General features: G+C 34.9%; 10 protein-coding genes. 2 read left to right on the forward strand and 8 right to left on the reverse strand.

The genetic code is table 11. The features are described 5' to 3' along the window. Window positions 1-112: 112 nt before the first annotated feature. Window positions 113-1,099 carry a 23S rRNA (adenine(1618)-N(6))-methyltransferase RlmF gene (gene rlmF, locus EKM05_RS06855; protein WP_126460196.1) on the reverse strand — a complete coding sequence of 329 codons (987 nt, stop codon included), beginning with the start codon at window positions 1,097-1,099 and terminating at the stop codon, window positions 113-115. Window positions 1,100-1,486: 387 nt separating this feature from the next. Between rlmF and EKM05_RS06860 the strand changes: the two genes are divergently transcribed. Next, on the forward strand, window positions 1,487-2,350 hold the full coding sequence (locus EKM05_RS06860) for an alpha/beta fold hydrolase (RefSeq protein ID WP_126554323.1): 864 nt from the start codon (window positions 1,487-1,489) through the stop codon (window positions 2,348-2,350). Window positions 2,351-2,355: 5 nt separating this feature from the next. On the opposite strand, the gene EKM05_RS06865 is transcribed toward EKM05_RS06860, so the two are convergent. The 6 genes from EKM05_RS06865 to trmD form a co-directional block, all read right to left on the reverse strand. Next, window positions 2,356-3,018, reverse strand: a complete 663-nt coding sequence (locus EKM05_RS06865) for a thiamine diphosphokinase (RefSeq protein WP_126460203.1) — start codon at window positions 3,016-3,018, stop codon at window positions 2,356-2,358. A 214-nt stretch (window positions 3,019-3,232) separates the two neighbouring features. Then, window positions 3,233-4,054 (reverse strand): DUF4249 domain-containing protein, encoded by an 822-nt coding sequence (locus EKM05_RS06870; RefSeq protein ID WP_126554325.1) that lies wholly within the window; start codon window positions 4,052-4,054, stop codon window positions 3,233-3,235. A 40-nt stretch (window positions 4,055-4,094) separates the two neighbouring features. Next, window positions 4,095-6,476: a TonB-dependent receptor gene (locus EKM05_RS06875; protein WP_126554327.1), complete on the reverse strand. Its 2,382-nt coding sequence runs from the start codon at window positions 6,474-6,476 to the stop codon at window positions 4,095-4,097. 142 nt (window positions 6,477-6,618) lie between these two features. Further along, complete coding sequence (locus EKM05_RS06880) at window positions 6,619-7,842, reverse strand: isocitrate dehydrogenase (NADP(+)) (protein ID WP_126460212.1); 1,224 nt, start codon at window positions 7,840-7,842, stop codon at window positions 6,619-6,621. A 290-nt stretch (window positions 7,843-8,132) separates the two neighbouring features. Beyond that, on the reverse strand, window positions 8,133-8,483 hold the full coding sequence (gene rplS / locus EKM05_RS06885; protein WP_126454599.1) for a 50S ribosomal protein L19: 351 nt from the start codon (window positions 8,481-8,483) through the stop codon (window positions 8,133-8,135). A gap of 169 nt (window positions 8,484-8,652) precedes the next feature. Further along, entirely contained in the window at window positions 8,653-9,330 is a 678-nt protein-coding gene (gene trmD, locus EKM05_RS06890) for a tRNA (guanosine(37)-N1)-methyltransferase TrmD (protein WP_126460215.1), read from the reverse strand. Window positions 9,331-9,809: 479 nt separating this feature from the next. On the opposite strand from trmD, the gene EKM05_RS06895 reads away from it, so the two are divergent. Beyond that, complete coding sequence (locus tag EKM05_RS06895; RefSeq protein ID WP_126554329.1) at window positions 9,810-12,185, forward strand: hybrid sensor histidine kinase/response regulator; 2,376 nt, start codon at window positions 9,810-9,812, stop codon at window positions 12,183-12,185. Here the strand turns inward: EKM05_RS06895 and EKM05_RS06900 are convergent. Then, window positions 12,178-12,942 carry an NYN domain-containing protein gene (locus EKM05_RS06900; protein WP_126454595.1) on the reverse strand — a complete coding sequence of 255 codons (765 nt, stop codon included), beginning with the start codon at window positions 12,940-12,942 and terminating at the stop codon, window positions 12,178-12,180. The two genes, EKM05_RS06895 and EKM05_RS06900, sit on opposite strands and share 8 nt — an antisense overlap. Window positions 12,943-12,970 lie beyond the last annotated feature (28 nt).

Raw genomic sequence — 12,970 nt, forward strand, 5'->3', positions numbered from 1 at the left:
CATTTTTTTTTATGAAAAAACTAGTTTGAGTTCTTCTTATTGAACATGTACTATTTTTATTGATAAAGATCTTTCATTTCTAACCAGAATGAGGAGTAATTAGGCTGATTTTTTAAAATTTCCAAGCTTTTTGTTGTGCTTCACTGAGGAAAGTCCAAGCAATAATTCGGCTAGTTTTTTGGCCTTGAGCCATATCGATGGTTTTAATTTCGACCACACTTACTTTGTTTAATGTTTTGTAAAGACTGGAAAGATTCTCTTTTTTAGATACCAAAGTTGTAAACCACAAGCACTGCATCGGATATTTTGCACTTTCGTAAATCATCTGGGTTACAAAACCTAATTCACCGCCTTCACACCACAATTCTGCATTGTGACCACCAAAATTTAAAACAGGTTTAGCGTCACTTCGTTCGGCTGTACCTCGGGTTGTAGTTTTAGCATTTTCTAAATTGTTGATTTTTCGAATCGTGCTTTTCGTGGCTTCATCTTGCGAGGCATGAAAAGGTGGGTTACAAATGGTAAACGTAAATTTGTCTTCGGGAGTGATTATATTTTTAAAAATAAAGCGCGATTCCGTTTGTTGTTGTAAGCTGATAGCGTCAATCAATTTTGGATTTTCTTCAATAATGGCACTGCAATTTTCAATTGCTTTTAAATCGGTATCTGTACCTACAAAACTCCATCCGTACGCTGAATTACCAATTATAGGATAAATGCAATTCGCACCTACGCCTATATCTAAGCCTTGAACGGTTTCTCCTTCAGGAATGATTCCGTTGTTGCTTGAAGCTAATAAATCTGCTATATAATGGATGTAATCCGCTCTTCCGGGAATGGGCGGACAAAGATAATTTTTAGGAATATCCCAGTTTTGAATGTCGTAATGGGACAACAATAATGCTTTGTTAAGCGACTTTACCGCATCGGGATTACTAAAATCAATTGTTTCTTCCAAAGCGTCTGGATTGTGCTTATTGGCGGAAACAAAAGGCTTTAATTCAGGGGATTTTTGAATTAGTTCCTCAAAATCATATCCAAATCTATCCAGATTTCTGGGATGTAAATTAGTCTTTTCGGTAATCGTTTTCGCTTTCATTTTTTTTATTTCGATGCAAATATAGGCATAACTATTTTGTAAAAGTACAAAGACGACTTTGACTCATTAAACAGATGAAAAAATGAACCACATAGAAACATAGAATTTAATTTAATTTTTGATTTAAATCTGTTCCGAACAGTCAAAATTTAGGTGACATAGAAAAAAAGCCAATGCTTTTTTTTCTATTGTGAACTCTTATCACTGTCAAAATTTATTTTTACAGGAATAAACACTATGTTTCTATGTGGTTTAAACTTCAATTTGTTTTAATGCGTTTGATCTGACTATGACCCATTAAACAGATCGAAAATAAATCATAAAATTAGAATATTGCCGTTTTTTAGAACCATAAAAACGGTTACTTTTATAAAACACACAAATAGTATGACTTTTATACCCGCTACTTTTCATTTCAAAAAGAGATACATAGTTTACAGTTTAATTTTTTTGTATATCGTAATGTGTCAGTCTTGTATGACGATGCGATTTTCGAATAAAGAGACATCAAAATTTTTTGCTCCATCAAAAATAGAATTTCAGGATAAAACAATTGCTTTTGAAGGCTATAAAATACATTATGTAGAAACGGGTAATGCGCAAAATCCGACATTGTTTTTTGTACACGGTTCGCCCGGAAGCTGGAATGCCTTCAAAGAATATCTTAAAGATACTTTATTGCTGAAAAAATACCGAATGATTGCGATTGATCGACCGGGTTTTGGATACAGTGATTTTGGTGATGCTCAAAATTTAAGGGAGCAATCTCAAAGAATATCTGAGTTTATAAAAAAAACCGATAATAAAAAGCCGCTAATTTTGGTTGGGCATTCTGTAGGCGGACCAGTTGTGGCTCAATTGGCTGCGGATAATCCTTCTTGGTACAAAAGATTGGTGATACTGGCAGGATCATTGGACCCGAAAGCTGAAAACCCAGAGAAATGGAGAACGGTTATCAAGGCAAAGCCTTTGCGGTATTTGATTCCCGGAGCATTGCGTCCTTCTAATGATGAGTTGTGGTGGCTGAAACAGGATTTGGTAGCTTTAGAGCCAGAACTAAAAAAAATTACTTGTGCGGTTACGATTATTCATGGAACAAAAGATGTTTTGGTGCCGTACAGCAATGTTGCCTTTATGCAAAAAAAGTTTACCAATGCTAAATCAATCGATGCAATAACGATCAAAAAAGCGAATCGTTTTATTCCTTGGAGTTACTATGAAATTATAAGAAATATATTGTTAAAAATGTAATAAAACTAATCCAGGCATTCCATCATTAATAGATCACCTTCATTATGTTCTATTGTTACGATTCCGTCTTTGAGGACGTGGTTGCTGCTGCCGGTTCTGTAACCAATAGTCAAACTATCATCTTTCAGCGGATAAAATAAATTATCAGAATGAATTCCAGTGACGTGACCTACAGGGATTAATGAAATAGGAGTGTTTGCCGTATACCATTTTTCGAATTTTTTAGGCAAAAGGAATACTTTTGAGTGATCGTCCAGAATGACAATTTTCAATAAATTTCTATATCTCGTAATGTTGGTAATATTGGTTATGGTATGATCAGCTCTTCGTCCGGTGGCCCAAACGACGTTTACAGCAGGAATTTTTCTTTCGATTAAATAGTCAAAAGCTTTTTCTAAATCGGTTTTATTCTGATCCGGAGTATGAATAATTTCGATGGGATATTGAGACGTTTTATAAATTTCTGGGTCAAATCCTCGGTCAAAATCTCCTAAAAGCACATCGACTTTGATGTCTAGTTCCATAACGCGAACCATAGCCGAATCTAATACGACCACGAGTGGTGACCATTCCAGTAATTGACCCAATAGTTCCGGGTTACAGGAAGCGCCATTGGCAATGATTAAAGCAGGTTCTTGGTCGTCGCGAACGATATGGTGTGAAGACATTGTGAATTATGAATTATGAATTATGGTGTAAAAGTAAATAAAAGTTCTCGTTTTATCTCTCACGTACTAGCCCGGATGGCAATGAAAACCAAAACAGGTTGTAAACTTTAGTTTTCCGGCAGTAGAAGAGCGACCAAAGGAAGCTCCTTATACGGTCTGGAAAACTGTTTAGAGCCTGTTTTTGGTTGTAATGAACAGCCGGATTAGCTCCTGATTATTCAATCGTGTAACTTCTAACATCAACTTCGCTAAGGGAGAAATAACCCAAAGGATAATTAACCGAATCCGTGGTGTTGATGATGTTTCCTCTTACGGTAGCAGGCGGAGATTGAAACGGTCCGCCACCATTATTTCCTGCAATACTCACTAATACACTCATGTAATTGTAGTATGCTTTTGAAATTCCGAAGTGGATTATTTCAATTTTATCGTCTTTTTTTAAATCATCATTTTGTGACATACTGAAAAATTCGTTTCCGTTGAAAAACTCATCTTGGTCAACATAAAAATTTGATTTTGCTTGGTTTGAATACACATATTTGTATAGGTAATAATTGGTTTCACCCGCTGGATCTTGGTAGAATGTTTTAATTTCAATGTCAGTCCCTGTAAAACCGCCTTGATTGTTTTGAACAATTTTTGTGATTGGCGTAACGGGTTTTAGTGTATCGGTTGCGGTATACGTATTGCCATTGCTGATAACTGTCAGTGTATAGGTTTCGTTGATTACCGGTATAAAAGTAGCGCAAGTATATTCGCCGGTATTTGCAATTTCCGAAAAAGTAAAAACCACATTAGCACTATTTTTTATAGACACTGTTGCTCCGGAAACTTTTGGAATAGTTGTACCGTAAAATCCAGTTGTTGTAGTCAGTTTTATTTTTTGTTGATTTCCCGAAGTTCTTTTTTTCCAATTAATTGCTGCTTCAATTACCAGTTTTGGTGGAGCATTATCTAAATCTACTTCGACAACATCTTCACAACTTGCCGAAAAAATAGCGATGAGAAGTACCAGATATAGTGTTGTTTTTTTCATGATTTTATTTTTTATTTAGTTGCCTTGTAGAATGCTAAGCTTAAAATTTAAAGTTATAGCTCACCGCTGGAACTACACCAAATATCGAAGTTTTTACAGCTTCATTGATTCCTGTATCTGTATTTTGTCTAAAATTAATAGAAGCGGCATTTTTCCGATTGTACAAATTGTAAATGCTAAAAACCCATTCGCCTTTCCATTGGCGGTCTTTGTTGCTTTTAGGAGTCAAAGTAGCGGCAATATCCAGGTGGTGGTAAGCGGGGAGCCGATTTCTATTTCTCAATCCATAACTGGGTAGATTGATGCCTAAGTATTCATATTGTCCAACAGGATATGTTACCGGTTGCCCAGTTTGCAGGGCAAAATTAGCTCCAAAAGACCATTTTTCATTTAGATTGTAGGAACTGGTTATTGCAATATTGTGCAGTTTGTCATATACGGAATTGTACCATTGGCCGTTGTTGATTCCGGTTTCGATTGAGGTTCTTCCCGGAGTTTGTTGCTCGGATTTGGATAATGTATACGATATCCAGCCATTAAATTTCCCTTCGTTTTTTCGGAACATGATTTCTAAACCGTATGATCGTAATTGCCCGTTCAGGATTATTTGTTCAATGGCTTTATTGGCAATCAAATTAGCACCATCAATATAATCCAAGCGGTTTTGCACTTCTTTATAATACGTTTCTACTTCAAGGGAATACATTCCTTCTTGAAAGTTTTTAAAATAACCCAAAGCCACCTGATCTGCAATTTGGGGTTTAATGAAATTATCGCTTGGCGTCCAGACATCAAGTGGAGTTGGCGATGTGGTGTTCGAAATTAATTGTAAATACTGTACCATCCTGTTGTAACTTGCTTTTATGGATTGGTTGTCATTGATTTTGTACGCCAATGAAAAACGAGGTTCCAGATAATTATAGCTTTGGATGACTTTATTTTTGTCGTAAAATTTAGTGTTAATTGGAGTCGCTTTTTCATAAATCTGTAATTCCGAATTGAAGATAACCGGATTGTCATTTTCATAAATATTCACGGTAGATTGCCCTAAACGGTAAAATATACTGTATCGAAGTCCGTAGGAAAGGGCTATTCTGTCGGATATTTCGTGATCAGCGTTGATGTAAACTGCGGGTTCAAAAGCATATTTTTTATCCAATTGAGCAAAATTTATTCCGGAGTCCGTATCAGATGGCTTGATGGTTCCCGGATTGAATTCGTAATAAATTCCGTTTACTCCGTAATTCAATTTGAATATATCTGAAATGTAATTCTTGAAATCGTATTTGATATTGTAATTTTTGATGCCGGAATCCCATTTGAACCCTACAAAATCCAAATCCAAACCGTAATAATAATCGCTGTAAATGAGCGATAAATTAGAAAATAATTTTTCAGAAAACAAGTGATTCCAGCGCAAGTTTAAAGTGGTGTTTCCATAAATATTGGTAAAACTTTTGTTCAGGCTGAAGACATCTCGGCCAAAATAACCCGATAAATACAGACTGTTATTTGCATCTAATTTATAACTCAACTTGGTATTTAGGTCATAAAAATAAGCGGAGTTGTTTTTTTGTTTTTCGGATAGCTTCAGGAATAAATGCGCATAGGAACTTCTGCCACCAATCAGGAAGGAACCTTTGTCTTTTACCAATGGTCCTTCAGCCAAAATGCGACTGGAAATCAATCCGATTCCTCCATTGATATGAAAATTTTTGCTGTTGCCGTCTTTTTGATAAATATCCAACACAGAAGAGGCTCTTCCACCATAACGAGCTGGAATTCCGCCTTTGTACAACTTCAAATCTTTGATGGCATCCGGATTAAAAACAGAGAAAAAACCAAAAACGTGTGAAGAATTGAATATGGTAGCTTCATCGAGCAGAATTAAATTCTGGTCGGCACCGCCACCACGAACATTAAATCCTGAAGCGCCTTCACCAGCATTTGTAACACCGGGCAGTAATAAAATAGATTTTAAAACATCGACTTCGCCCAGCACAACGGGCATTTTCTTGATCGCTGAAATGGAGAGTTTATTGACGCTCATTTCGGGTTTTTTGATGTCTATTTTGGTTTCATTATCCGTAATAACAACTTCTTTCAAGGCGGTTTCATCACTGAATAAATTAAAATTATTTTTTAGGTTTTGACTCAAGTCGATTAGCTCTTCCTTGGTTTGAAATCCTAAATAGCTAATTTGTACGTTATAGATTCCTTTTGGAACTGTGATGGAGTAAAATCCATATTCATTGGTAGTTACTCCGGTTTTGAGTTCAAGGATTACAATGTTGACGCCTATTAAAGTTTCGTTGCTGTTGGCGTCAATAATAGTTCCGCTTAGCGTAAATTTCTCTTGAGCGAAGCATGAAAAGGAGCTTAATAATACCACTAAAAAGGGAATAATTTTCTTTGGAGTCATTGTTTAAATTTTTCTAAATACAAAAATGTAAATTACATTAAATAGAACAGCATTTGACATATAACAACCGTTAAGGTATTGCTAAGGTAAAAAAAAAGACAACTGTTTCCAGTTGTCTTTTTAATATTATGTAGTTAAAAAATTAAGCTAGTTTAGCATCTAAATTTTCTTGTATCGCTGCTAAGAAAGCCTCGGTAGTCAAGTAATCTGCAGCAGTCAACCCTTCTGGTTTTACTAACATTGCTAAGTCTTTAGTCATTTTTCCGCTTTCAACAGTATCAATGCATACTTGTTCTAGAGTATGACAAAAATCAATTAAAGCTTGATTTTCGTCCAGTTTACCTCTGTGTTCCAATCCTCTTGTCCATGCAAAAATAGAGGCGATTGGGTTTGTTGATGTTGCTTTTCCTTGTTGGTGTTGTCTGTAGTGACGTGTAACTGTTCCGTGAGCCGCTTCTGCTTCTAGAGTTTTTCCATCAGGAGTAACTAATACTGAAGTCATTAATCCTAACGAACCAAAACCTTGTGCAACAGTGTCAGATTGAACATCACCGTCATAGTTTTTACACGCCCAAACAAAACCACCACTCCATTTCATTGCAGAGGCAACCATGTCATCGATCAAACGGTGTTCGTAAGCAATTCCTGCTTCAACGAATTGTGCTTTGTAGGTAGATTGATATACTTCTTCAAAAATATCTTTGAAACGTCCGTCATAGGCTTTCAAAATAGTATTTTTTGTAGAAAGATACAAAGGCCATTTTTTTGTCAAAGCCATTTGGAAAGAGGAATGTGCAAAACCGTAAATACTTTCATCCGTATTGTACATTGCCATTGCGACTCCGTCTCCTTTATAATCGTATACTTCCCAAGTTTGAGTTTCTCCTTCTTCAGGAACAAAAGTCATTGTTAGTTTCCCTTTTCCTTTGATAACAGTATCTGTAGCTTTGTATTGGTCTCCAAAAGCATGACGACCAATAACGATAGGCTGTGTCCAACCCGGTACTAAACGAGGTACGTTTTTCATGATAATTGGTTCACGGAAAACGGTTCCACCTACAATATTACGGATGGTTCCGTTTGGAGATTTCCACATTTTTTTTAAACCAAATTCGGTAACACGGTCTTCATCAGGAGTAATTGTGGCACATTTAATACCAACATTGTATTTTTTTATTGCCTCAGCAGAGTCAATAGTGATTTGGTCATTACTAGCATCTCTGCTTTCCATTCCTAAATCGTAATATTTAATATCTAAATCTAAATAAGGAAGAATTAATTTTTCCTTGATAAAGGACCAAATAATTCGTGTCATTTCGTCACCATCCAATTCAACTACCGGATTAGCTACTTTAATTTTTGTCATAATGTATTGATATATGTAATTCTTATTTTTTAAATGTAGCTACAAATGTAATAAAACGTTATCGTAAAAGAAAATGCGTTTTCATTTGTTTAAAATGAATTGTCAAATTATTACTTTAGGATGGTCAAAATAAGAATATGGAAAATATATTCCTTATTTCTTGTCAAAAAATAAGTGCTTCAAATGCATTCAATTTTAATAAAATTGGTAGAATAGTATTGAATAGCTTGACTTTAAACCAAAAAAAAATCCTGACAACGTCAGGACTTTTATAATAAAGAGATATTTGACTATCTTCTTTTGTCTTTAATTTTAGCTTTTTTACCAGTAAGTTCTCTGAAGTAGAAAATTCTAGCTCTACGAACTGCACCTTTTTTGTTGATTTCCACTTTTTGTAAAGCTGGTAAGTTTACTGGGAAGATACGCTCTACACCAATAGCACCTGACATTTTGCGAATCGTGAACGTTTCTGTATTAGCAGAACCTCTTCTTTGAATAACAACTCCTTTAAAAAACTGAGTTCTTGTTTTTTCACCCTCTCTAATCTCGTAGTAAACAGTGATAGTATCTCCAGCTGCAAAAACTGGGAAATCTTTTCTTGTTACAAATTCGTCTTGAACGAATTTCATTAAATCTGCCATGATATTTTTTAATTATGGTTTGTATTAAGTCAACATTCACGGATCTCGCCAGAGGTTGAACTAATGTGGGTGCAAAAGTAAATAAAAAAGTTTAAAGTTTAAAGTTTTTCTTGTTTAAAGTTTAGAAGTTCTTGAATACCACCTTTAAACCTTAAACTTCAAACAAATTTTAATCTTCCAACAAATCCGGTCGTCTGTTCTTCGTGTGTTCGTAGGCCATATCCTCGCGCCATTTGTCAATTTTGGCAAAATTCCCGCTGGTCAAAACCTCCGGAACTTTCCATCCGTTGTAATCTGCCGGACGAGTGTATATAGGACCTGATAATAATCCGTCCTGAAAACTATCCGTCAATGCGGAGGTTTCATCACTCAAAACACCAGGAATCAATCGGATCAATGCATCTGATAATACTAATGCGCCTAATTCACCACCACTCAAAACGTAATCACCAATAGAGATTTCCTTGGTAATAAAATGATCGCGTACTCGCTGATCTACTCCTTTATAATGTCCGCAAAGGATAATAATATTTTCATACATTGACATCGTATTGGCCATTTTCTGGTTTAGGGTTTCCCCGTCCGGCGACATGTAAATGATTTCATCGTAGGCTCTCTCGCTTTTCAAATGCGTAATACAGGCGTCGATAGGCTGTACGGTCATCACCATTCCGGCGCCACCGCCATAGGGATAATCATCTACGCTTTTTTGTCTGTTGGTCGTGTAATCCCGCAGATTATGAAAATGAACTTCCACCAGACCTTTGTCAATAGCTCGTTTCATGATCGAAGCCTCAAACGGACTTCGCAATAATTCTGGCAGAACAGTAACAATATCAATGCGCATAATTTTAAATCTTAGTTTGAAAAGGGCAAAGGTACAAAGATGCCAAGGTTTTCAAATAACCATTTACCAATTCAGCGATTAAACTTTTCTTCAGGAGCTATTTCCAGCTTTACACTGTATCTTTCCTTGCTTAAAGAAAGCAAGAAAAGGATGCCGTTTCAATCTGGGCTAGGTGTTTGTCAAAATAGGATGTTTTAATTAATAATTGTATCAAATAAAGCAGCAGTATTTTTTTATGGTGCTTTCTAAACGCTATCATAAAGGAAATATTTGTTAAACATTGCATTTAAAAATTTGAAAATGAACGTTTTAATTCGTGTGTTGTAAGCTCTATTTGAAGGGGGTTATTATGCTTTGAATTAGTAAACCCAACGAGTTACTTCTTTGTATCAAACGCTAGCAATTTTAAAACCTGTTATAAAACCAAACTTTATCTTTCAACGTATATAAACTAATATTTAATTATACAGTTTGCGGCGATGGGTAAAAAAATAGATAAATGGATTTATGTTTCTTTAGTTGTATTGTTTTTTACTAAATCATTTTCTCAATATGAATTCAGTAATGGAACTATACCCAAAGAAGTTTCATTGCACAATTACACTACAGTTGCAGATGTTGGTCAAAGAAATCTAGATATTCACTATGTTCTTGCCAACTTTAATTCATTTAATCCTAAAAAACTTCAAACTGAAAATGATGATTTAGGTTTTTCTCAAAATAATTTTTGGTCAAAAACGGAGCTTATAAACGCTAGTGATCGGACTTTGAATTATTATTTAGAAACGGCCAGACCTATAACGGATTTAGTAGAATTGTATTTTATTGATAGCACTTCGGGGAAAATCACCAAAATGGTAAGCGGTGATAATATGCCCTTTTCTGAGCGAAGTTTTGATAATCGTAAAACTATTTTTAAGATTAAAATTTTGCCAAATTCGAGGCAGCAATTATTTTTGCATCTAAAAAGTGATGGTGAAGTTGTCAACATGCCGGTCATGTTGTACTCTTCAGAAAACTTTATAAAGTTGATTTCAAACGAGCAGTTGTTTTTTGGTATATTCTATGGTATTCTGGCCATTGTTTCTATTATTTATTTATTCTTCTATTTTGCCTTACGCCAAAAAGCATTTTTATATTATAGTTTATATGTTGTTTTTATCGGCTTAATGCAGTTCTCTTTAGATGGTTATTTTTATGAGTTAATTACCCCTAAAGGCGGTTGGTTTTCGCTTCGTGCAGTGTTGCTTTTTGCGATGATTGCAGGTTTTTTGCTGGGCAAATACAGTGAAGTTTTTTTGAATATCAAAAAACATAATAAAATAATTTACTTTTTGTTTACTGTTCTTTATTTTTTAGCTTTTGTTTTAATTGTATGTATTTTATTTGTTCCTAAGGCTTTAGCTTTGTGTTATCCATTGGCAAACGTGCTGGGATTGCTGATTCTTATCTTGATTATAAGTTCTGTCGTGTATCTGTATTGTAAAAAAATACATGTAGATGGTTTTTTTACAATGGGTATTTTCTTTTTGGTGCTCGGCTTTGGCATTTTTATTCTCAATAACTTCAGTCAAATTCCCAATTCGTTTCTAACAGATAACAGCTCTAAATTAGGTACTGGTTTGGAAGTTATTTTTCTTTCCCTTTCTATGGCTAATTTGATTCGGAATCTTAAAAATGAAAAAGACAACCTCAATCGTCTTGCTTTGATTCGTTCTGAAGAAATGAATGATTTGAAATCTTATTTTTTATCCAATATTAGTCATGAATTACGTACTCCATTGAATGCTATTATGAATTTGATTGAGTCAATTTCTAATGAAGTTGAAGATGATACGATCAAACATAAATGCAAAATCATAAAGTATTCTTCGTATAGTTTATTGAGTTCGGTCAATGATATTCTTGATTTTTCTAAAATTGAAAAAGAGGAATTAAAACTGGAAAACAATCCATTTGATCCCGTACAGGTTTTAGAGTATTTAAATAATAATGCGATCAATATAGCGAATGAAAAGGGACTTGAGTTTCAATTTTCGAAATCAAAGAATATTCCTGATTTTTTGATTGGAGATGCTAATCGATTGGTTCAGATCGTTAATAATGTATTAAGTAATGCCATTAAATTCACCTTAAAAGGGTGTGTGAAGTTTACTATTGATGCGGAATTATTGCCCGGCAACAGGGCGAGCTTGATATTGACCATTTCAGATTCCGGGGTGGGGATTTCTCCTGATAAAAGGGAACGTATTTTTGATTCTTTTTATCAAAAGAGTAGTGATAATAAGAAAAAATTCAGCGGACTTGGATTAGGACTTTATATCGTGAAAACATTGGTAGATATGCAAAACGGAAGTATTAAAATGGATAGCGTGATTAATGTGGGAACCACCTGTGTCATGACGATTGATTTTGAGGTCTCTGAACAAAAAAAAGGCATAGGAACAACTGCTAAAATGGGAATTGAAAATGATTTAGAAGGGAAATCCATTTTAGTAGTTGAAGACAATCCTATAAACCAGATGGTGATCAAAATGATTACTAAAAAATGGTTGAATACCACAGTTATGTTTGCTAATAATGGTCAGGAAGGGATAATGGCATTGATTAAAAATCAATTTGATATTGTACTGATGGACCTTCAAATGCCAGTGATGGATGGTTATGAAGCTACAATTGCAATAAGAAATGGAGCAGCAGGTATACACAATAGTCATATTCCTATTATTGCTGTAACAGCGGATGTCATGGAGGCCACAAAACAGCGGGTTAAGGAAATAGGAATGAATGATTATTTGTCTAAACCAATCAAAAAAGAAGTGCTATATGAGGCAATCAAAAAATTAGTTAACTAAATCGCAATCGTACATAAACGTGTTTGATTCCTTTTTTATCGGAGTCTCTTTCGTCAATTTCCAGAATATCGGTCAATGATTTCAACATTGGAGTTAATTTAGAAAAGCCATAATTTCTAGGATCAAACTCTGGTTTTTTCTTCACAATAAGATTTCCTACGTCACCGAGAAATGCCCATCCACTGTCATCACCTATGTCTTCAATGGTTGATTCTATTAATTCAATGGTGTGCAAATCAATTTTGTTCAACGTTTTTGGGGCAACTTTTTTAGGATCAGTGGCCGTTGGTTTTTTTGTTTTTTTCTTGATTGCGCCATCCAGAACCTCAATATAGATGAAGCGATCACAGGCAACAATAAATGAATTGGGTGTTTTTTGTTCTCCAATACCAATTACTTTCATACCGGATTCTCTAAGCCTAATTGCTAAACGGGTAAAATCAGAATCACTGGATACAATACAAAAACCATCCACTTTGTCAGAATATAATAGATCCATTGCGTCAATAATCATCGCTGAATCTGAGGAGTTTTTTCCTACAGTATAGCTGTATTGTTGAATAGGCGTAATGGCATGCTCTAATAAAACACTTTTCCATCCACCAGCATTAGGTTTCGTCCAATCAGCATAAATACGTTTGGTGGTTGGTGTGCCAAATTTAGCAATTTCTTCCATCATTCCTTTTACATTGCTGTAGGGAACATTATCAGCATCAATTAGAACCGCTAATTTTAACTCTTTTGTGTCCTGTGCCATAAACTTTAGTATTGAAATATTTATTCAA

It is taken from the genome of Flavobacterium sp. GSP27, from assembly GCF_003970395.1.
Taxonomy (GTDB): domain Bacteria; phylum Bacteroidota; class Bacteroidia; order Flavobacteriales; family Flavobacteriaceae; genus Flavobacterium.

Bases quoted from the DNA above. Each gene is read 5' to 3' on its own strand.
- rlmF (WP_126460196.1), bottom strand. From the start codon at position 1,099: ATGAAAGCGAAAACGATTACCGAAAAGACTAATTTACATCCCAGAAAT.
- EKM05_RS06860 (WP_126554323.1), top strand. From the start codon at position 1,487: ATGACTTTTATACCCGCTACTTTTCATTTCAAAAAGAGATACATAGTT.
- EKM05_RS06865 (WP_126460203.1), bottom strand. From the start codon at position 3,018: ATGTCTTCACACCATATCGTTCGCGACGACCAAGAACCTGCTTTAATC.
- EKM05_RS06870 (WP_126554325.1), bottom strand. From the start codon at position 4,054: ATGAAAAAAACAACACTATATCTGGTACTTCTCATCGCTATTTTTTCG.
- EKM05_RS06875 (WP_126554327.1), bottom strand. From the start codon at position 6,476: ATGACTCCAAAGAAAATTATTCCCTTTTTAGTGGTATTATTAAGCTCC.
- EKM05_RS06880 (WP_126460212.1), bottom strand. From the start codon at position 7,842: ATGACAAAAATTAAAGTAGCTAATCCGGTAGTTGAATTGGATGGTGAC.
- rplS (WP_126454599.1), bottom strand. From the start codon at position 8,483: ATGGCAGATTTAATGAAATTCGTTCAAGACGAATTTGTAACAAGAAAA.
- trmD (WP_126460215.1), bottom strand. From the start codon at position 9,330: ATGCGCATTGATATTGTTACTGTTCTGCCAGAATTATTGCGAAGTCCG.
- EKM05_RS06895 (WP_126554329.1), top strand. From the start codon at position 9,810: ATGGGTAAAAAAATAGATAAATGGATTTATGTTTCTTTAGTTGTATTG.
- EKM05_RS06900 (WP_126454595.1), bottom strand. From the start codon at position 12,942: ATGGCACAGGACACAAAAGAGTTAAAATTAGCGGTTCTAATTGATGCT.